This window comes from Roseobacter weihaiensis (assembly GCF_020622345.1).
GTDB classification, from domain to species: Bacteria; Pseudomonadota; Alphaproteobacteria; order Rhodobacterales; family Rhodobacteraceae; genus Roseobacter; species Roseobacter weihaiensis.
Genome location: NZ_JACNMO010000007.1, coordinates 20,862 through 41,446, shown reverse-complemented (window position 1 = coordinate 41,446; position 20,585 = coordinate 20,862). Strand labels below are relative to the sequence as shown.

At 60.5% G+C, this 20,585-nt stretch carries 18 protein-coding genes and 1 tRNA gene; 7 read left to right on the top strand and 12 right to left on the bottom strand.

What is annotated here, in order from left to right; all coding sequences use genetic code 11:
- Nucleotides 1-96: 96 nt before the first annotated feature.
- Together H7847_RS09815 and H7847_RS09810 are read left to right on the top strand one after the other, a co-directional pair.
- Nucleotides 97-495: a DUF983 domain-containing protein gene (locus H7847_RS09815; RefSeq protein WP_227269306.1), complete on the top strand. Its 399-nt coding sequence runs from the start codon at nucleotides 97-99 to the stop codon at nucleotides 493-495.
- A 34-nt stretch (nucleotides 496-529) separates the two neighbouring features.
- Nucleotides 530-1,237, top strand: coding sequence for an NUDIX hydrolase (locus H7847_RS09810; protein ID WP_227269305.1), 708 nt, complete (start codon nucleotides 530-532; stop codon nucleotides 1,235-1,237).
- A gap of 11 nt (nucleotides 1,238-1,248) precedes the next feature.
- On the opposite strand, the gene H7847_RS09805 is transcribed toward H7847_RS09810, so the two are convergent.
- The 5 genes from H7847_RS09805 to H7847_RS09785 form a co-directional block, all read right to left on the bottom strand.
- A complete protein-coding gene (locus H7847_RS09805) occupies nucleotides 1,249-2,166 on the bottom strand; it encodes a DMT family transporter (protein ID WP_227269304.1) in 918 nt (305 codons plus the stop codon).
- 112 nt (nucleotides 2,167-2,278) lie between these two features.
- On the bottom strand, nucleotides 2,279-3,754 hold the full coding sequence (locus H7847_RS09800; protein ID WP_227269303.1) for a carnitine 3-dehydrogenase: 1,476 nt from the start codon (nucleotides 3,752-3,754) through the stop codon (nucleotides 2,279-2,281).
- Nucleotides 3,751-4,242 (bottom strand): lipocalin/fatty acid-binding family protein, encoded by a 492-nt coding sequence (locus H7847_RS09795; protein WP_227269302.1) that lies wholly within the window; start codon nucleotides 4,240-4,242, stop codon nucleotides 3,751-3,753. Before H7847_RS09795 ends, H7847_RS09800 begins: the two co-directional genes overlap by 4 nt.
- A 5-nt stretch (nucleotides 4,243-4,247) precedes the next feature.
- Complete coding sequence (locus tag H7847_RS09790) at nucleotides 4,248-5,162, bottom strand: BKACE family enzyme (RefSeq protein WP_227269301.1); 915 nt, start codon at nucleotides 5,160-5,162, stop codon at nucleotides 4,248-4,250.
- A gap of 109 nt (nucleotides 5,163-5,271) precedes the next feature.
- Complete coding sequence (locus H7847_RS09785) at nucleotides 5,272-6,315, bottom strand: aldo/keto reductase (RefSeq protein ID WP_227269300.1); 1,044 nt, start codon at nucleotides 6,313-6,315, stop codon at nucleotides 5,272-5,274.
- A 295-nt stretch (nucleotides 6,316-6,610) separates the two neighbouring features.
- Here H7847_RS09785 and H7847_RS09780 point away from each other — a divergent pair, with 295 nt between their 5' ends.
- Nucleotides 6,611-7,207 (top strand): YceI family protein, encoded by a 597-nt coding sequence (locus H7847_RS09780; RefSeq protein ID WP_227269299.1) that lies wholly within the window; start codon nucleotides 6,611-6,613, stop codon nucleotides 7,205-7,207.
- 202 nt (nucleotides 7,208-7,409) lie between these two features.
- Nucleotides 7,410-9,122: a methionine--tRNA ligase gene (gene metG / locus H7847_RS09775; RefSeq protein ID WP_227269298.1), complete on the top strand. Its 1,713-nt coding sequence runs from the start codon at nucleotides 7,410-7,412 to the stop codon at nucleotides 9,120-9,122.
- Between the two features lie 141 nt (nucleotides 9,123-9,263).
- On the opposite strand, the gene H7847_RS27000 is transcribed toward metG, so the two are convergent.
- The 4 genes from H7847_RS27000 to H7847_RS09750 all read right to left on the bottom strand — a co-directional run bounded on the left by H7847_RS27000 (nucleotide 9,264) and on the right by H7847_RS09750 (nucleotide 13,382).
- Nucleotides 9,264-11,753, bottom strand: a complete 2,490-nt coding sequence (locus tag H7847_RS27000; RefSeq protein ID WP_406675984.1) for a methyl-accepting chemotaxis protein — start codon at nucleotides 11,751-11,753, stop codon at nucleotides 9,264-9,266.
- Between the two features lie 417 nt (nucleotides 11,754-12,170).
- A tRNA-Leu gene (locus H7847_RS09760) sits at nucleotides 12,171-12,256 on the bottom strand.
- A 42-nt stretch (nucleotides 12,257-12,298) separates the two neighbouring features.
- A complete protein-coding gene (locus H7847_RS09755) occupies nucleotides 12,299-12,853 on the bottom strand; it encodes a tetratricopeptide repeat protein (protein WP_227269297.1) in 555 nt (184 codons plus the stop codon).
- 31 nt (nucleotides 12,854-12,884) lie between these two features.
- Entirely contained in the window at nucleotides 12,885-13,382 is a 498-nt protein-coding gene (locus tag H7847_RS09750) for an Lrp/AsnC family transcriptional regulator (protein WP_227269296.1), read from the bottom strand.
- A 96-nt stretch (nucleotides 13,383-13,478) separates the two neighbouring features.
- Here H7847_RS09750 and putA point away from each other — a divergent pair, with 96 nt between their 5' ends.
- The 3 genes from putA to H7847_RS09735 all read left to right on the top strand — a co-directional run bounded on the left by putA (nucleotide 13,479) and on the right by H7847_RS09735 (nucleotide 18,096).
- Complete coding sequence (gene putA / locus H7847_RS09745) at nucleotides 13,479-16,898, top strand: bifunctional proline dehydrogenase/L-glutamate gamma-semialdehyde dehydrogenase PutA (protein ID WP_227269295.1); 3,420 nt, start codon at nucleotides 13,479-13,481, stop codon at nucleotides 16,896-16,898.
- 68 nt (nucleotides 16,899-16,966) lie between these two features.
- Nucleotides 16,967-17,710: a rhomboid family intramembrane serine protease gene (locus H7847_RS09740; RefSeq protein ID WP_227269294.1), complete on the top strand. Its 744-nt coding sequence runs from the start codon at nucleotides 16,967-16,969 to the stop codon at nucleotides 17,708-17,710.
- Entirely contained in the window at nucleotides 17,707-18,096 is a 390-nt protein-coding gene (locus H7847_RS09735; RefSeq protein WP_227269293.1) for a GFA family protein, read from the top strand. Before H7847_RS09740 ends, H7847_RS09735 begins: the two co-directional genes overlap by 4 nt.
- On the opposite strand, the gene H7847_RS09730 is transcribed toward H7847_RS09735, so the two are convergent.
- The 3 genes from H7847_RS09730 to H7847_RS09720 all read right to left on the bottom strand — a co-directional run bounded on the left by H7847_RS09730 (nucleotide 18,093) and on the right by H7847_RS09720 (nucleotide 20,576).
- Nucleotides 18,093-18,878 (bottom strand): inositol monophosphatase family protein, encoded by a 786-nt coding sequence (locus H7847_RS09730; protein ID WP_227269292.1) that lies wholly within the window; start codon nucleotides 18,876-18,878, stop codon nucleotides 18,093-18,095. The two genes, H7847_RS09735 and H7847_RS09730, sit on opposite strands and share 4 nt — an antisense overlap.
- 79 nt (nucleotides 18,879-18,957) lie before the next feature.
- A complete protein-coding gene (locus tag H7847_RS09725; protein WP_227269291.1) occupies nucleotides 18,958-19,743 on the bottom strand; it encodes a hypothetical protein in 786 nt (261 codons plus the stop codon).
- A complete protein-coding gene (locus H7847_RS09720) occupies nucleotides 19,740-20,576 on the bottom strand; it encodes a sulfite exporter TauE/SafE family protein (protein WP_227269290.1) in 837 nt (278 codons plus the stop codon). Before H7847_RS09720 ends, H7847_RS09725 begins: the two co-directional genes overlap by 4 nt.
- Nucleotides 20,577-20,585 lie beyond the last annotated feature (9 nt).

Genomic DNA, 20,585 nt, shown 5'->3' with positions numbered 1-20,585 from the left:
CGCCCTTTCAATCGTGATTTCAAAGGCGCATTGATCTAAGGGAAACGCAAAAGGGTCACCTCAGTGAACGACATGAGCAGTGTACAGACAGAAAATATGCAGAATACACCCGACATCGAAACGGGCATCACCGAGCGTGACACCAAGCGATCCATGTTGCGCGGCTGGCGTCGCAAATGCCCGCATTGTGGCAGCGGCCCGCTGCTGAAGTCCTATCTCAAGGTGAATGACACATGCTCGGTCTGCCGGGAAGAGTTGTTTCACCACCGGGCGGACGACGGGCCCGCCTATCTGACCATTTTGTTTGTGGGCCACCTGATGGCACCACTACTTCATTTTGCCTTCGTCACATGGCGCCCGGAGCCGCTGACGCTCTTTACCGTTTTTGCGGTTGGCTGCGTGGGCCTGTCACTCTATCTTTTGCCCAGATTGAAAGGGGCCATGGTGGGTTACCAATGGGCCCGCGGCATGGGAGGTTTTAGCAGGCAAGCCTGAGCCAGCCCCACGCCTCGCATTTGGGCAGGACGCGGTGACACGAGAAAATCCGTCAGACAAGACAGCCATTCGCGATGCGGCAACGGTCATCGTGCTGCGAAACAGAGATGACGATCCGCAGATCCTGATGGGGCAGCGCGGCGCGAAGGCCGCCTTCATGCCCAACAAGTTCGTCTTTCCCGGGGGTGCGGTTGACACAGGCGATGCCCGGATTGCCCTGCAGAGCCCCCTGCCCGCCCTGTGCAGCAAGCGTCTGGCAGAAAATACCGCCCAGATCAGCGCGCATGCGCTTGCAGTTGCAGCCATTCGAGAGCTCTGGGAAGAGACGGGCCTTGTTCTGGGCACCCCTGGGCCCTGGCCGCGAACAGCCCCGGAGGATTGGCAGAGCTTTGCACAGACAGGGCACTTACCCGACGCCTCGGGGCTGCAATTTGTGTTTCGCGCCATCACGCCAACGGGCCGGCCCCGCCGCTTTGACGCCCGGTTCTTTCTCGCCGATGCCAGCCGGATCGCCTCCGATCTTGATGACTTTTCGGCCGCATCAGATGAGCTCTCGCATCTTCAATGGGTGCGATTGGCAGAGGTCCGCCGTTTCGATCTGCCCTTCATCACCGAAGTTGTGCTTGCGGAAATTCAGGCACGGGTCAGAGACCGTGAGCCCCCGGACAGCGTTCCGTTTTTCAAAAACGATGATGAAGAAAGCCTGTTTTTGCGCCTCAGAGGGCATCCGCAAGCAGATTGATCCGGGCGCGGTCATGCCAGGATCACCAGTATGGCGATGGAAAAACACAAAACCACCATGCCCATGAGTTCGCGCCAACTGCTGCGCTCACCAAAAAACAAAACGGACACAAGCAGGCTGAACACCAGCTCCACCTGCCCAACCGCCTTCACGTAAGCTGCCGTCTGCAGGGTAAAGGCGAAAAACCAGCAAAACGACCCGGCCAGCGACATGATCCCGATCCAGAGGGCCGTGCGCCGCGCCTGCCAGACAGCACGGAGCTGCGCCCGATCACGAAACCGCAGCCAGAGCGCCATGCCGATCATCTGCATCGTGGTCACTGCCGCCAGCGTCAGCCCGGCGCGCACGATCGGATCCTCGGCAGCAATTTCCAAAGAGGCCCCCCGGTAACTGACCGCCGACACCGCAAACAATATGCCTGATGCAAGACCAAGGCCAACACTCCGGTTCCACATCTCGCGCCAACCCCAGCCGGTAACCTCCGGCGGTGTCGAGAGCAAAAGCACACCAACCAGCCCGACCGCGATCGCCCCGAGCGCGAGTGTCCCAACGCCTTCACCCAAGAGGATCAGCCCCACAACAACAGAGAGTATCACCTCTGTCTTCATCAAGGTCACACCCACTGCAAAGCTGCGCGACTTGAAAAGCGTGACCACGCAGATGGTTGCCAGCACCTGTGCTGCCCCCCCTGCGACAGAGTAAGCCCAGAAAACGGTGCCCGGTTGGTCGGCACGCTGGTCGGTGCTCAAAAGATACAGGCTGATTGCGCAGCAGATGACGGGGGCGGAATAGACAAACCGCGCAAAAGTGGCCCCTGTCGGCGTCAGGGTCGCTGTCGACAGCACTTTTTGCAGCATGAACCGCAAAGTCTGGAAACCGGCGGCAGCACAGGACAAGAAAACCCAGAGATCAGGGTGCGGCAAGCTCATGCAACACCCCGCAAGGTCAGGTGAGGCGACGCCAGCCAAACGCCCGATAAAACATGTCGTGCGCGCGTCAGCGCGCGCCGCTGGATCAGGGGGCGGTGTTCTTGCACGGCGCTCAGCGGGGTGCTCCGACCCAACGACCCGCCCCAGTGGGCCTCGGCAGGTGTGCCTGCGCCTCTGCGAACCGGCGCAGGGCTGCATCAATGGCCGGGCTGGCCTCCACCGGTTTGCGCGTCTCCAGATCAACGTGCAGCAAAAAATGCTCCCCGGTCGCCAGCAGGCGCGCACCCTCCCGCATTTCATGCCACAGATGCATCTTCTTGCCTCCACCGGCCAGGACACGCGTGTAAATCTCGATGACGGCGCCCGCATGCACTTCGTCAAGGTGCCGGATATGTGTCTCTGCGGTGAAGTAACTGCCCCCGGACGCAATATAGGCGGCATCGCAGCCGATGATCTCCATGAAACGATCCGTAGCATCCGCAAAGGCGGTCAGATATCGCGCCTCGTTCATGTGAACGTTGTAATCGGTCCAGTCCAGCGGGACAGCACGGCGGACGCATAGGACGGGTTGCGATGGATCGCCGATCTCTTCGGCCCGCACGGCCAGGGACGTGCCCGCCTTGAGCGCCCGGTCATGCGCCACCAGCAAGGTCCCCGCCCCCCAGTCTTGCGCTTTGAGCGCGCGCATCATGGCGACCAGATTGGTATCCCGGATCTGTTCCAGCTGCCGGATCGAGTAGGTTCCTGACTGCGCATCAGACTGCCCCGCAATCAGATCAACCAGCGCCTCATTAAATTCGGGCACATCCATCAGCTTGGTCCAGGGCCATTTCAGCGCGGGGCCGAATTGCGCCATGAAATGCTTCATACCCGCCTCACCCCCCGCCACACGGTAGGTCTCAAAAAGCCCCATCTGCGCCCAGCGTATCCCAAAACCGTAACGGATCGCGTTGTCGATCTCTTCCGTGGTGGCAATTCCGTCCTTGACCAGCCACAAAGCCTCGCGCCAAACGGCTTCAAGAAAACGGTCCGCCACATGTGCGTCAATTTCCTTTTTCAGATGCAACGGATACATGCCCAGGCCACGGATGAGATCCTTGGCCGCCTCGATCCGCACGCGCCCGTTTGCCGGTGTGGTGACAAGTTCCACAAGCGGCAAAAGATACACCGGGTTGAACGGGTGGCAGACCATGATCTGATCGGGCCACGACATCCCCTGCTGCAACTCAGACGGTTTAAACCCCGATGTCGATGATCCGATGATAGCCTGCGGCGCGCAGGTTGCCTGCACCGCCGCAAAGGTCTTGTGCTTGACCTCCAACCGCTCCGGCACGCTTTCCTGTATCCACTTTGCCCCCTCGACCGCCTCTGTGATGCAGGCACAAAACCGGATCTGCCCCTCGGCGGGCAAGGCAATATCGGTGAGCCCGGGCAAACTGCGCCGAGCATTGGTGAGCACTTCACCAATCTTGCGCTCCGCCTGCGGGTCAGGATCAAAGACCTGCACATCCCAGCCGTTCAGCAAAAACCGCGCAGCCCAGCCACCCCCGATGACCCCGCCGCCGATGATTGCAGCTGTCTTTGTCATGGAGCTGTCCTTTTCAACGCATCGGCATCCCACCCGTAAAAGTCGAATATTTCGCGCACAGCGGCGGACCGATCCGCTGGCAGCCTGCCATCCCGGTCAAACACGGCCCCAAAGCGGCCCGAAACCGTTCCGATGGCGGCGGTTTCGAAATCCTCATCCACCCACAGCACGATCAAGCCGTCCTGCCGCGGATCAAGAGCAATCAGCTCTCCCACAGCGCCTTGGCGGTAGCGGCCCGCGATACCCGGCGCAGCGGCGCTGGTGATCTCAAACTGCGCCGCTTCGGGCGCATAGGAGACCTCGACCGTGCCCAATGGCAGGGGCTCGAAACTTGCCACAAGCTGCCAGCGTCCGGAAAAGGACTGGGCATCAAAGCGCGTGGTGGCCCCGATGGGGGCCTGCGGGTCCCGAAAACGCTCTGGCGGATGCGGCGCACAAGCAACCAGCCCTCCGGCACCCAGACAGATCAGCGCAATAGCTCGCCGCATGGCTTTCACGCCCGCGGCGCCCGCTTTTCGAGGCCCAGCCTCGCACGTACCTCGGATGCTCCGATGACCCGCGCGCCCATGTTTTCAATGATGGTGCCGGCCCGCTCCACCAACTGCCAGTTCTCGGCCAGAACGCCTTTCTCCAGCCAGAGGTTATCCTCCAACCCCACGCGCACATTCCCGCCTGCCAGAACCGCGGCGGCAACATAGGCCATCTGGTGCCGACCCAATCCAAAGGCGGAAAAGGTCCAGTCATCGGGCACATTGTTCACCATCGCCATGAAGGTGTTGAGGTCATCCGGCGCGCCCCAGGGCACCCCCATGCAAAGCTGCACAAGAGCCGGTGCGTCCAGCACGCCCTCTGCCACCAACTGCTTGGCATACCACAGATGCCCCGTGTCAAAGGCCTCGATCTCGGGTTTGACGCCAAGCTCTGTCATCATGCGGCCCATCGCCGTGAGCATACCGGTTGTGTTGGTCATCACGTAATCGGCTTCGGCAAAGTTCATGGTGCCGCAATCCAGCGTGCAAATCTCCGGCAGACATTCTGCAATATGCGCAACGCGGTCGGCAGCCCCGATCATGTCGGTGCCCGCCGCGTTCAGCGGCAGGGGTGCGTCGGTTGTGCCAAAAACCATGTCACCGCCCATCCCGGCCGTCAGGTTCAGCACGACATCCGTCTCCGCGTCGCGAATGCGTTCCGTCACCTCGCGGTAAAGCGCCAGGTCGCGACTGGGGGTGCCGGTTTGCGGATCGCGGACATGACAATGCACAATCGCCGCGCCCGCCCTGGCCGCCGCAATTGCACTCTCCGCGATCTCTTTGGGGGCCCGGGGCACATGGGGGCTGCGGTCTTGCGTGCTGCCAGATCCCGTCACGGCGCAGGTGATGAAGACCTCTTTATTCATGGTCAGCGGCATGCCGGTCCCTCTCCCAATCAAGCACTCGCCGGGGCCAAGGCCCCCTGAAAGTCCCAGATACTTTGATTCTTGCGCAAAGGATACTGCCGAAATCCGCCGCCCGGGTGGTCTAATACGGCATGGGATGCGCGCGATGCGCCGCGTCGATCTCGGTCAAGATTTCATCCGACAATTCCAGATCACCGGCCCCGAGACAGGTTTCCAACTGTACCATCGTGGTCGCGCCAAAGATGATCGACCCCATGAAAGGCCGTGTCTTGCACCAGGCCAGGGCCATCTGTGCCGGGTCAAGCGCGTGTTTCCCGGCAATCGCCAGATACGCATCGACAGCCTCAAAAGCCCGCGCATTTTTGCGCCCCCCCAAGTCGCCATTGATCGACATCCGGGACGCCTTGGGGATCGCTCCGTTTTGATACTTGCCCGTCAACAGCCCCGCAGCAAGCGGCGAAAACGCGAGTAATGGCACATCTTCCTGAATGCTCATCTCGGCCATGTCGGTGTCGTAAAGACGGCAGAGCAAGGAGTATTCGTTTTGAACCGACGCCACGCGCGGCCCCCCGACCCGCTCGGCAGCTTCGAGCCATTTTGTCGTCCCCCAGGCGCTTTCGTTGCTGAGCCCGAAGGCACGGATCGTGCCGCGCTTGACCTCCTTCTGCAACGCCTCCAGCGCCTCTTCCATATGGCCCTGGGTATCGAGCATCACCTGGCTGGAGGGATCGAAGGTCCAGTTTTTGCGGAACATATAGCTGCCACGGTTGGGCCAATGAAACTGGTAAAGATCAATATAGTCGGTCTTGAGCCTGCGCAGCGATCCCTCGACCGCTTCGCGGATCGTTTCGGCACTGATGGGGGCACCCTCGCGCACCACCGCAAGCCCTTCGCCTGAATGCTTGGTGGCGAGGATCACATCCTCGCGCCGCTCGACCCGCTCAAACCACAATCCGATGATGCGCTCTGTGCGTCCGATGGTTTCAGCCGAGACCGGGTTGACCGGATACATCTCCGCCGTGTCGATAAAGTTGATACCCGCCTGTAGCGCCCTGTCGATCTGATCATGCGCCTCTTCCACGGTGTTCTGCGTACCCCATGTCATTGATCCAAGACAAAGCTCCGAAACCTCTATCCCCGTTCGCCCGAGCGGTTTCATCTTCATGGCATAATCCTTTTTTTCGCAGCTTACCTTAGTCCGCACTGCGGCTACTGCAAGCAGGTTTACAACTCCTCGAAATCGTTCGGCTTTTCTGTAGACATCGTTAAGAAATAGTTGAGATTAAAACGTCGTCAGAAGTCTGTCGGAAACATTTGTTTCTCATCGCCCTTTGGTCTGTCGCCTGCTGGAGCAGCGCCGCGATGACCAGCCGACGCAATCAAGATCAGTTCTGTGTGATATGTGATAGGACGGTCACCGAAAACATTCTATATGAATAAAGGATTAGGAGAACCGGATCATGCAAAGACATCTGACACGCCGCTTCTTTATCGCCGGCGGGTTGGCAAGCTGGGCCAGTGCAGGTCTGGCAGCGGGCCGTCCCTACCTGCTGATCCCTGAAGGCTCGCGTGTTTCCTTCACCTTTACGTCGAACGGCACGGAACAGTCCGGCACCGTCCCGATCGAGACGACGGATATTCGGATCGATACGCAAAACCTCACCAGATCCAGTGCCGCGGTATCAGCAGACATTCGCAAGGTGCGCTCAAACCTGGTCTTCATCACCCAAGCGATCAAGAGCGCGGACCTGCTGGATGCGGCAAACCACCCCATCGTCCGCTTCACATCAACCCGCATCCGGCTTGGCGCGCGCGGGCGGATCTCTGAAGGGGCGCAGATCGATGGGCAGCTGACCCTGCGCGGTGTGACGCAACCCGTTACGCTCGATGCGATGCTCAGCCGCCCGGCTGGCACGGCTGTGGATGACCTTTCGGTGCTCTATATCCAGCTCAATGGCAGGCTGAGCCGATCAGCCTACGGGGCAACCGGCTATGCGGGCCTGGCCGATGATAGTGTCGCAATCGACATAAGGGCGGAATTGCGCGCGCAGACCTGAAGAAGTCCCACTTTGGCCCTGCGCCGGCGGTCACCGCCAGGTCAGGCAGGCTTTGCCTCTGCGTCACGCCGCGCTTTCCGAGACGGGTGGTTCTGCGGCAAAAGCACGCCCGCAGAGCATGTCGGTGAGTTTTTTGGCCGTGGCCCTCCCCGCCCAGCTGAGGTAGAGGGGACTGAAATTCTCTGACCACGGGGCCCCGGTTATGGCACGCCATCTTATCACATCTGCAATTCCCTACATCAATGGGATCAAGCACCTTGGCAATCTCGTCGGCAGCCAGCTGCCCGCCGACCTATATGCCCGATACCTCCGCGCGCGAGGGCACGAGGTCCTGTTTCTCTGCGCCACGGATGAACATGGCACTCCTGCGGAGCTCGCGGCCGCAAAAGCTGGCAAACCGGTCGCGGACTACTGCGCCGAAATGCACGCGGTGCAAGCAGAGCTCGCGAGAGGCTTCCGGCTTTCCTTTGATCATTTTGGCCGGTCCTCCAGTCGCCAGAACCACGCGTTGACCCAACACTTTGCCGGCAAGCTGGACGCGGCCGGGCTGATCGAAGAGGTTCAAGAACAGCAGGTCTATTCAAACGCCGACAAACGCTTTTTACCGGACCGTTACATCGAGGGGACATGCCCGAATTGCGGGTATGACAAGGCGCGGGGCGATCAATGTGAAAACTGTACCAAGCAGCTTGACCCCACGGACCTGATCGCGCCGCGCTCGGCCATTTCCGGCTCGAATGATCTGGAAGTGCGTCAGACCAAGCACCTTTATTTGCGGCAGTCCGTGCTGAAAGACACGCTCGACGCCTGGATCGACAGCAAGACCGACTGGCCCGTTTTGACCACGTCAATTGCCAAAAAGTGGCTGCATGACGGGGACGGCCTTAAAGACCGCGGCATTACCCGTGACCTGGATTGGGGCATTCCGGTCCGCAGGGGCAAAGAGGAATGGCCCGGCATGGAAGGAAAGGTGTTTTATGTCTGGTTTGATGCCCCCATCGAATACATTGCCTGTGCCTCTGAATGGAGCGAAGCGCAGGGTTTGGATGCATCCGCCTGGGAACGGTGGTGGCGCACAGACAAGGGGGCCGATGACGTGCGGTACACGCAATTCATGGGCAAGGACAACGTTCCGTTCCATACCCTGAGCTTTCCGGCAACGATTCTGGGATCCGCCGAGCCTTGGAAGCTGGTGGATCATCTGAAATCCTTTAACTACCTGACGTATGATGGTGGTCAGTTCTCAACCTCGCAGGGCCGCGGTATTTTTATGGATCAGGCTTTGGAGATTTTGCCGGCAGACTACTGGCGTTGGTGGCTGCTCAGCCACGCACCAGAAAGCAGTGATGCTGAATTCACTTGGGAGAATTTCCAAGTATCGGTGAATAAAGATCTCGCTGATGTGTTGGGGAATTTTGTAAGCCGTATCACCAAGTTTTGCCGCTCGAAATTCGGAGAGCGAGTGCCTGATGGTGGCGCATTTGGCCCTGACGAAATGGATCTTCTGCACGCGATTCAAGAGCGCCTCGGCCGCTATGAGGCATTGATGCAGGCGATAGAGGTCCGGAAATCAGCTCAGGAATTGCGCGCGATCTGGGCAAGTGGGAATGAGTATCTTCAAACCGTTGCGCCTTGGAGCACATTCAAGACAGACCCCGAGAAGGCCGCGATGCAAACGAGACTGGGGCTCAACCTCGCGCATTTCTTCGGTGTGATTTCCTCCCCTTTCGTACCGGATGCCTCGGAAGTCATTTTGGAAAGCTTTGGCACGCCTGCAGCAGGTTGGCCTGAGAGCGCCAATACTGCGGTAGATCAGTTGAAGGCGGGTCACGCTTTTACCGTGCCGGACGTGCTATTCGCCAAAATCACCGATGAACAGCGAGAAAAATGGCAAAGTGATTTTTCGGGGACCTAAGAAAGATCCTGGAGCAATCTTTTTGCCTGCTCAAAGGCCTGATTTCTTACTGTCACCGGCAGATACCTTGACGCTGAAGCCGCGCCGACTTATTCAATCGGCGAGCAGTTCCAGGGCTCGCCGGGCCTTAGGTTTGCCGTGTCAAAACTCTTCCCATCCAGCTTCAGCTTCTCCTTGTGGCTTCAGGGCAAGATTGCCATGTGTAGCCGTTGCCGCCACAGTGTTCCGGCTGGTGGCCGATGCTGCCGTTCGCGGCTTTGTAGCAGCAGGTGTTCTGCCCTCACCTAAGTCAAAGCGGGATACGGCAGCAGCCAACGCATCGGCTTCCGCAGTAAGAGCGTGACTGGCAGCAGTTGTCTCTTCAAACATCGCGGCGTTTTGCTGCGTGACATGGTCCAGATCATTGACGGCGGAATTAATCTCGTTCAGCCCGACCGATTGCTCCCGCGCAGAGGCGGCAATACCAGCAACACGTTTGGAGATTTCCGAAACAGAGGTGACAATGGCTGATAGTGCCGTGCCCGTTTTATCTACGAGTTCAACGCCCTGATTCACTTGCTCACCGGAACTTGAAATCAGCCCGTTGATCTCTCTTGCAGCGTCTGAGGATCGTTGCGCAAGGGCGCGCACCTCGGTCGCGACGACAGCAAAACCACGTCCTGCCTCACCAGCTCTTGCAGCCTCAACACCTGCGTTCAACGCCAGCAAATTGGTTTGAAAGGCGATGTCATCAATGACCGAAGTAATCTTGGAGATTTCCTGTGACGAATTCTTGATCCCATCCATCGCCAAAACCGCCTGTTTGGCGATATCGCCTCCTTGCTCGGCGTTCGCCTGCGCTTCTGCCGAAATCCTGGATGCTTCATCAGCGCCCTCAGCGGCAGATCTGACGGAACTGGTCAACTCATCCAGCGCTGCAGCGGTTTCCTCCAGCGTGGCCGCCTGCTTTTCCGTACGCCGGGACAGATCGTCCGCCGCGGACGTAATCTCCTTGGTCTCATTTCGGATGGAGTCCGCATTATGCACAACGGCGCTGACAGCCTCTCTCAATGATGTGATCGCATCGTTGAAATCCTCGCGAAGTTTCTCGTAATCATCCGGGAATTTCTCTGCGATTTCATTGGTCAGATCGCCGCCAGACAGGCTTTTCAGAGCAACACCCAAAGCCTCGACGATATTCATCTGCTCTTGCGCCACACGCAGCCGCTCGGTTTCCGCGGTCCGGATCGCAATGGCATTTTCAGTGACATCTGCGCCCAGAAAGATGGCACGTTCCACGTTTCCGGTCAGATCAAGAACGGCTGCAAAACTGCCATCAACATATTTCATCTCATCAGGCTGACCGGATTTCATTCTGAACTGGCCAAACATGGCAGCGCCACTCAGGATCGAGGTCTGCATGTCCGAGGCCGTCATTTTCTCATCCGCAGTGCCGGCAAAAAGGTCAACCAGAGTTTTGGAGTGCGCTTCATCGGGCGATACGGCAACGAGTTCGCAAGCCTTTTTGTTGATCTCCACAACCTTCCCGCTTGCATCAAATTCGATGCGCAGCTGGTTTTCATCAAGCGCGCCCAACAACGCCGCATTGTGATTGGCCCGTGTTTTATCGCTCCACTGTATAACTGCGCCAATCATGTCGCCCTGATCATTTTCCGCAGCATTCATAGCGATTTCGATCAAAAACTCACCCACCTTGACTGTCTCGGACAAGGGGAAGGCACCGTGGCCCACGGTCTTCATCTTGTCTGTCTGAGACTTCAGTGGCACGAAACTGGCCAGATCCGCCCCCAGCGGTTTTTGGGGATCCAACCCGGGCCAGCTACTTCCAAAATCGCCGCCCATAGACTTCAAGAGCGCTTCACAGCTCGGATTTACGAAAATGATCCGCAAGTCTTCATCTACCATCATCATTGGCGCGCTTGACCCGTTGAAGGCGGCACTCTTGAACGCGCTTTCAACTTCTGCCTCCTTTGCCTCGGCCAAGGAAACGCGAAAATCGTCCAGCCGCAGAGCCATTTTGCCAATTTCATCGCCCCGCCCTGTGAACGGCACTTCCAGATCATAATCAGCCTGTGCGACACGGCTCATCGTCTCCTCTAGCCGCACAAGTGGGCGCGACATCTGCGAGCGCAAGAACAAGGCGGACAACAGCAAGCCCACGAGCATCACGCCAGCACCGAGCATCAGGTTGCGTTTCTGCACTGCCTGAAGCAGCGCCAGTTGGTTCGTGTCATCCCACCCTGTCACCACAACCCCAGCAACGTCCGATCCCTCTCCGAAAATGGCTGGGAAAGCAGCAATAAGGCCACTTTCCGAGGTGACACGTTCGCCTGTTTCCATGGCTCTCGCGGCAAGCTCTTCGGCCGTGGCCAGATCAAAGGTTTCGCCTGTCAAGGAATACAAGACTTCGCCACTGGCGCCGACGATATATGCCCCGGCAGCATCCGGTTTCGCACCAGCGATCACATCGGTGACGATCTCGTCGATCGCCTGAGAATTTCCAAATTTGATTGCACCGCCCAATTGCATGGCAAGAAGGCCTGTCACTTCCGCTGCCCGTTCAGCGAGCGCCGCTTCCGTCATTTCTACTTTACTGCCGCGTTCGTTGATCGCAATGGCCGCCACAACCACGACAACGCAGATCATTACCATGAAGGTACATTTGAAAAACAACGTATTGAGCGGGTTGCCCCGCGCCGCGGACCGTTTCCGTAAACTCATTGCATGTTTCCCTTACGCGCAAGTAGATCGACTGCAGCCCCACATCTGGTTTGCAGAGCTGTCTTTTCATCCTCACACCTAAGGCGCAGGTCTTACCGAGCGCTTAACAAGGGTCGGCCCACGCTCCCTTCCGACCGGCTGACAATGTAAACTTTTAGCTAGATCCAGCGTAGGATCTCACGGCATCTGTCTTGCGCAGGAGGCTGCCGGGATTTTCAAAAAAGACCGCCGTTTCCCTGATACAAGGGCTGCGCAGAACAGAGTGTTCCGGACGGCGGCGTGCCCCGTGGCACCTTAACGCAAACCGCCAAGCGGCTCTTTCTTCCGTGGTACCCGCGGCCGGACTCGAACCGGCACGGCATTCCTGCCTGGGGATTTTAAGTCCCCTGTGTCTACCATTCCACCACGCGGGCACGAGGCGCACCATAAACGAGCGTGAAGCAGTGTAAACGGTGTCAGATATCTTTTCCCTCTGATGCCAGCGGGCCGCCTTCGTTCAGTAGAAAGCGCTCTGACAGCCATGGATTATTTTCAAGCGCTTCAAGCAGTTGCACGCGTGCTTCGCTCAACCGGCCGAGGTTCATCAAGGTTAACGCGCGACCGGACTGGGCCCCCACGTGGTCGGGCAAAAGCGCCAGTGTCTTGTCAAGATCAACGAGCGCTTTGCCGTAGTCATCGCGCAGAAAATGGATAAAGGCCCGTTGATTGAACCCTTCCGCATAGAACGGGCAATATTCGATCAGGTCCGTGTAGGCCTCAATCGCCCCCAAAAAGTCGTAACTTGCCCGCGCGCGCAGACCCCTGTCCAGAACGGCCTGCGCCGCCTCATCCGGGGGCCGTAACCACAATTTCCACATCTCATCGGAAAGCGCCCGGCCTGCGGCATCATTGGGGGCCGCGCGCGCCTGCTCAATAAGGCTGGTCAGCGGCCCTGAAATATCCGGCACCGGCGGGCAATCGGCAAGACCGGGAGACGCCAGTACAACAAATGCAAAAGCTTTCAATTTCATCCCCAAGAGGATGGCACGGCGAGGCCATGCGTCAAGCCGTATCCGCCAACATCGTCTCTTTCACCGCCTGCATGGCAACATAGGTGGATGTATTTGCAACGTAGGGGAGTTCCGAAATCTTTTCGCCCAGAAAGCGGCGGTAGTCGGACATATCACGCGTGCGTACCTTCAAGAGATAGTCGAAATTCCCAGCAATCATATGGGCCTGTTCTATTTCAGGCACACGCGCCACCGCAAGATTGAAGGCGGTCAGCGCAGCCTCGCGGGTGTCGCTCAGCCGAACTTCGACAAAGGCCACGTGATCAAGACCAAGTTGGATCGGATCCAGCAGCGCACGATACCCGATGATAACGCCGCTTTGCTCCAAACGGCGCAACCGCGCCTGCGTCGGTGATTTCGACAACCCGATGCGCTTGGACAAATCCGTGATACTGATCCGGCCATCTTCGGCCAAGACGGCCAGAATCGCGCGATCGAAGCGGTCAAAATCAGGCTGCTCACTTGACCTGCCAAACCTCATAAAATCCATCATTTTATCCTTCTTGCCCCGCCTATCAGGAAATATGACTGACATTTTCGTGTTAAACCAGTCAAAATAAGTCCAGGGCTGACCATGGTATGTAATATGACACCTTCTTTGCGACACAGGATCGACGCCGAGACCTATGCGGCGCCAGAGGATGTCCTGGCAGGCCTGATGCGGGAGGCCGCCCTCAGCGCCGACGACAGGCGAGTGATCGGCAAGAACGCCGCCGAAATGGTGCGCGATATCCGCAACACCACAGCGCCCGGCCTGATGGAGGTTTTTCTGGCGGAATATGGTCTCTCGACCGACGAGGGCGTCGCGCTGATGTGTCTGGCCGAAGCGTTGTTGCGGGTGCCCGATGCCGAGACCATCGATGCCCTGATCGAAGACAAGATCGCCCCGTCCGACTGGGGCCGCCATCTGGGTCATTCCAGCTCCAGTCTTGTGAATGCCTCCACATGGGCGCTGATGCTGACGGGCCGCGTGCTGGACGATGAGCAGCCCGGCCCGGTGCGTCACCTGCGGGCCGCCATCAAGAGGTTAGGCGAGCCGGTGATCCGCACCGCCGTGAGCCGCGCCATGAAAGAGATGGGGCGTCAGTTCGTTCTTGGGGAAAACATCAGCAGCGCCATGGAACGCGCTGAAGCGATGGAGAAAAAACGCTTTACATACTCCTATGACATGCTGGGCGAAGCCGCGCGCACCCAGGCGGACGCAAAGCGCTACCACCTCAGTTACAGCCGGGCGATTTCCGCCATTGCTGCGGCCTGCACGCAGGGCGATATCCGCAAGAATCCGGGCATTTCGGTAAAGCTTTCCGCCCTGCACCCGCGCTATGAGATCGCCCAGGAAGAGGCAGTAATGGCCGATCTTGTGCCCCGCCTTCGGTCGCTGGCTTTGCTGGCAAAATCCGCCGGCATGGGGCTGAATGTCGACGCTGAAGAAGCAGACCGGCTGGCGCTCTCGCTGGAGGTGATCGACCGGGTGATGGCCGAGCCTGCTCTGGCGGGATGGGACGGGTTTGGCATCGTGGTCCAGGCTTTCGGCCCGCGCGCGGGCACCGTGATCGACACGCTTTACCAGATGGCGGTGCGCTATGATCGCAAGATCATGGTTCGGCTGGTCAAGGGCGCCTATTGGGACACGGAGATCAAACGCGCGCAGGTCCAGGGGGTCGACGGCTTCCCGGTGTTTACCCAGAAAGCGGCCACTGATGTCTCCTACATCTGCAACGCCAAAAAACTTTTGGGGATGACGGACCGGATTTATCCCCAGTTTGCCACCCATAACGCCCATACGGTCGCAGCCATTCTGCATATGGCCAAGGACCCCGAGGCCTTTGAATTTCAACGCCTGCACGGCATGGGCGAGACCTTGCACAAGCTTGTCCTCGACCGGCACCAGACCCGCTGCCGGATCTATGCCCCTGTGGGGGCCCATCGTGATCTTCTGGCCTATCTGGTGCGACGGCTGTTGGAAAACGGGGCAAATTCCAGTTTCGTCAATCAGATCGTGGACCAGGCCGTCCCGCCCGAGGTCGTTGCCGCTGATCCGTTTGAGACCCTGCAGCGCGAAAACCCGCCCCCGATTGCGAAAGGCCCGGACCTTTTTGAACCCACCCGCGCGAACGCCGTGGGGTTTGACCTGACCCATAGCCAGACGCTCGACAAGGTCTATGCCGCGCGCGCGGTCTTTGCCGCACATCGCTGGCATGCCCGACCGCTCTTGGCCGGCGACCCTGACACGCCGTCTGCCGCTGCCGTGCCGGTTGGAAACCCCTCGGATCCGGAGGGCTCACCGGGCACGGTGCAACCGGCGGCGCGGCGCGATGTGGATCACGCCTTTGCTGCCGCCGAGCCTTGGAGCGCCCCGCTCAGTACCCGCCGCACAGCGCTGTTGCGGGCGGCGGAGCTGATGGAAGCCCAGTTCGGCGAGCTCTTTGCGCTCTTGGCCCGCGAAGCTGGAAAGAGCCTGCCGGATTGCGTGGCGGAACTGCGCGAAGCGGTTGATTTCCTGCGCTATTATGCGATGCAAGCCACCGAGACGCCGCCCGCCGGGGTCTTTACCTGCATCTCGCCCTGGAACTTTCCACTGGCGATCTTTACGGGCCAGATCAGTGCAGCACTGGCGGCCGGCAACGCGGTTTTGGCCAAACCCGCCGAGCAGACACCGCTGATCGCCTATCGCGCGGTCTCTCTGCTGCATGAGGCCGGTGTGCCGCGCAGCGCCTTGCAGCTTCTGCCCGGCGATGGCGCAGTCGGCGCCCTGCTCACCTCGGATGCGCGTGTGAATGGTGTGGCCTTCACCGGGTCGACCGCAACCGCCTGGCGCATTCGCAGCGCCATGGCGGCCCATTGCGCGCCCGGCACGCCGCTGATTGCGGAAACCGGCGGTCTGAACGCTATGATCGTCGACAGCACCGCCCTGCCCGAACAGGCCGTGCAATCCATCATCGAAAGCGCGTTTCAATCCGCCGGACAACGCTGTTCGGCACTGCGGTGTCTCTACGTGCAGGAAGACATTGCGGAAGGTTTCACCGAAATGCTGATCGGCGCGATGCAGGTCTTGCGGCTGGGCGATCCCTGGCACCTGTCGACCGATGTGGGACCTGTCATTGACGAGACCGCCCGCGCAGGCATCGCCGCCCATGTCGACGCCGCTCGTTCGAAAGGTCGGGTGCTGGCGGAGCTGTCAGCACCGTCGCAGGGCACCTTCATCCCCCCGACGCTCATCGCTGTTTCGGGGATCGCGGAGCTTGAGCGCGAGATTTTTGGCCCGGTGCTGCATCTGGCCACCTTCAAGGCGCGTGACCTCGACCGGGTGATCGCGGAGATCAACGCCACCGGCTACGGGCTCACCTTTGGGCTGCACACAAGGATCGACGACCGCGTCCAGCATGTGGCGGAGCGGATCGAGGCGGGCAACATCTATGTCAACCGCAACCAGATCGGGGCCATCGTCGGCAGCCAACCCTTTGGCGGAGAGGGTCTTTCAGGCACCGGACCCAAGGCGGGCGGGCCGCATTACCTGCCCCGCTTCGGCACCCCCGATCGGCAACGTTCCGAGGAGCGCTGGGACCGGGATCAGACCGACCTGCCCACGCTGCCGGTCCAGGAGCGTCAGCGTCTGCGCACCACGCTGAGCCTGCCGGGCCCCACCGGCGAGACAAACCGGCTCAGCACCCTCGCGCGGCCCGCCCTGTTGTGCCTCGGTCCGGGCCCGGCAACCGCCGCCACCCAAGCCAAAGCCATTGAGGCCCTGGGTGGCATCGCGGTACAGGCCAACGGGCGCATTTCCCCGGATGCCCTGACCGAAGGCCCGGCCTATGGCGGCATCCTGTGGTGGGGGGACCGCGAAACCGGACAAGCCATCGAAGCAGCACTGGCAAAGCGTCAGGGACCAATCATCCCGTTGCTGGCAGGCCGTCCCGACGCAGCGCGCGCCTTGGCCGAGCGTCACCTCTGCGTCGACACCACTGCCTCTGGCGGGAACGCGGCGTTGCTGGGTGCTGTGTCTTAAGGTAGCGGCCTGAGGATATCGCGCCGGGGTGGCTTGACCTGCCCCGGTCAATCGCTCAGCTTGACGCCATGTTTCCGATCCGTGACCACAATCCTTCGGGCCGCACACCCTATGTGACCTATATGCTGATGGCGGCCAACATCGGCATCTTCCTCAGCTATCTGGGGATCATGAACGATGTGCGCGCAATGAACACCTTCTGGATCGACTGGGCAATGATCCCTGCGCGCCTGTCCGCCGGTGACGGCTTTTATACGCTCGTGACATCGATGTTTCTGCATGGCGGTGTCTTGCACCTGGCCGGTAACATGCTGTTTCTGTGGATTTTCGGCGATAACATCGAGGACGCCTTTGGCCACTGGCGATATCTGATGTTCTATTTGGCCTGCGGGATCATCGCCGCCCTGTCGCAATATGCGATCGAGCCGTTGACCACGATCCCCACGGTTGGCGCCTCCGGGGCCATTGCAGGCGTCATGGGGGCCTATCTGCTGCTCTTTCCAAAAGCAAAGGTCGATATCCTCATCATCATTGTGGTGATCTTCAAGATTTTGCCGATCCCGGCCTGGATCATTCTGGCGGTCTGGTTCGGGATGCAATTCATTGGCGGCATCGGCGCCAGCGCGGATGAAGGCGGCGTCGCCTATTGGGCCCACGCAGGCGGGTTTGTGGCCGGGCTGGTTCTGGCACTGCCGTTCTGGTTGCGGCGCGGCGGGCCGGCCTTTTGGCGGCGCACCCACGGGCATCCGCCCCATCCCGAAGCCCGCTACAGGCTGGTTGAAAGCCGCATTCCGAAAGTCCCCCGCAGATGAGCCGCGATGGCGAAACCCGGACCGCGAGATGCCACTGCGGCGCGGTGGTGCTCGAGGCGTTTCTGCCCGGTGGGCTCGCCACGGCAGGCCGGTGCAACTGCTCGTTCTGCCGCCGGCGCGGTGCTGCTGCGGTCACCGCCCTGACAGCCCGCGTGCGGGTGATGCAGGGCGCGGACAACCTGACGCTCTACACCTGGGGTACAAACACCGCGCAGCACTATTTTTGCAAGACCTGCGGGATTTATACCCATCACCAGCGCCGCAGTGACCCGGCGGAGACCGGCATCAACCTGGGCTGTTTCGACGGCGTCCTGCCGCAGGAATTTGAGCCCCTGCCGACCACGGATGGGATCAATCACCCCAAGGACCGTCCGACGCGCAGCTAGCCCCGCACGAGCTTTGCAAAGGAGGTGAAAAGCGGCTCATTGGCGCAGACAACCGTCCCGTCAGCCACAATGTTGCCCCTTGGGTCCAGCGGTTCGGCCAACCCGCCCGCCTCGCGCACGATCACGACACCCGCCGCGACATCCCAGGCGTTGAGCCGCCGTTCCCAATAACCATCGTAGCGGCCCGCAGCCACATAGGCCAGATCGAGCGCCGCCGCCCCCCAGCGGCGCACCCCGGCACAGCCCGGCAGCACCCGGCCCAATTCGCGCAGGGTATCCGGCAGATCGGCCCGGCCCCCAAAAGGCAGGCCGGTGGCAAAGACGCTTTCGATCATCTGGTTGCGGCCCGACACCCGCAGACGGCTCTCGTTCAGCCAGGCGCCCGCGCCTTTTTCGGCAAAGAACATCTCGTCCTTGGCGGGGTCAAAGACGACGCCGGCCACGATCTGGCCCTTGTGCTCAAGCGCGATGGAGACCGCCCAATGCGGCAGCCCGTGAAGGTAGTTGGTGGTGCCATCCAGCGGGTCGACGATCCAACGACGCGTAGGGTCCTGCCCCTCTTCCTCGCCGCCTTCCTCTGCCAGCCAGCCATAGGTGGGACGCGCGCCCATCAGGTCCTCCTTGAGGATCTTTTCGGCATTCAGATCCGCGCGGCTGACAAAATCACCGGCCCCCTTCATAGAGACCTGCAGGTTCTCGACCTCGCGGAAATCCTTGACCAGCGACCGGCCTGCCCGGCGCGCGGCTTTTATCATGATGTTGAGATTTGCGCTGCCAACCATATGCCCGGTTCCTCTGATGGATCAGGCTGCGCGTATAGTTGCAGTTACGCGCCTTGCCAAGGGGCTAACGCGCCGGTCGTTAGGCTGCGTCGATCCAGGCCCGCACCCCGCCCGGCATGGGTGGTCTGAAATAGACAATCAGGCGGCCTTCGGGGGCGGCCTCGGCGGTCCGGGACCAGGGCGCAACCCCGTGCAGAGCCAGCCGGTGCACCACATAGGCCGAACCGGGAGGCCCATGCACTTGAGTCCGTGTGCAGGTCTCAAAAACCTCGCGCCGGGCGGCCTGATAGGCGTCGGTGACATCGACCTCGGCCAGATGACCCGCATCCAAGCCCGAATAGGCTTGCGCAAAAGCGCGTTGCATCACCAGGTGGCTCCCCTCCCAGACCACGAGGGGCGCGGCATCGGGGGCGGCCTGGGTCAGGGGCAGGCCGAGAATAAAGGCATGCGGTTCCTGCACGAAACGACGCTTGGGCGTGCCAACGCCGAGGACACCATCCACGTGAGCCGCGTCCCGGTTGCGCCTGTAGCGGAAGCCGGCCTCCGTTTCGCCTGCGCGCGGGCGTGGATAGCCCGGAAAGACGCCGGAAAGCTGCCCTTTGTGCAAGGCAGGCCAGCCGCCGCAATGGGCCGCGATAAAATCAACCGCTGCCCCAGATAGCGGTGCGGAACCCGCAACCGCGCCACAGGCGTCGTTCTGCATCGCATCCAGACCGACAAACCACGTCTCTTCGCACTGATACCAACGGGCGAGATCGGGGTCCTTCAATGCCCGTCGCGCCCCGACCAACGCATGGGTCGCCCAATCGCGGACCGCAGGCTCCGGGGCGAAAACCGCCCAGCCCTTGCCAAGGAAATCGCTCATCCCCCCAGAGCCTTTCGGATCATATTCGCCGCGACCAACAGCAAGAACACCGCAAAGACGCGGCGCAGCACCACCGCATCCAGCCGATGGGCGAGCCTGGCCCCCAGCGGAGCCGTGATAAGGGTCATGGCAACGGTGAGCCCGAAGGCCGCGAAATTGACCACGCCGATGGTCAAGGGCGGACGCTCCGCCGGGGGCATCTGAACCATCAGAAAGCCCAACACGGACGGCACCGCAATCAAAAAGCCAAAGCCCGCCGCCGTGGCAACCGCAACATGCATAGGTCGGCCATGCAGGCTCATCAGCGGCACGCCAAAGCTGCCACCCCCGACACCGATGAGCACCGACAGACACCCGATCAGCGGCGACAGCGCGGCGCGGCTTACCCCCCGAGGCATTTCAGTGCCCAGACGCCAATGCGCTTTGCCCAAGGCCATGTAGAGCCCGACACCAAAGGCCAGCCCGCCAAAGATGATCTGCAAGGTCGCGGTCCGCAGCTGCGCCACAACCAGCACCCCGATGCAGGCTCCCAGCACAATGCCGGTGGCCCAGCCGCGCAGGATCGCCCAATCCACCGCCCCGGCACGGTGATGGCTGGCGACGGAACGCGCGGAGGTCACGATGATTGTCGCCAGAGAGGTCGCAACACACATTTGCATCAGTTGCGGGCTGTCATACCCAAGGGCCGAAAAGACAAAGAAGAAAGCCGGCACGAGCACGATGCCACCGCCCACCCCCAGCAGACCCGCCAGCACCCCGGCGAAAGCGCCCACGCCCAGCAGAAGCGCGGCCATCTCGATCAGCAGCGCCGGATCATGCGGTGTGGCCGTCATTCCGTTTGC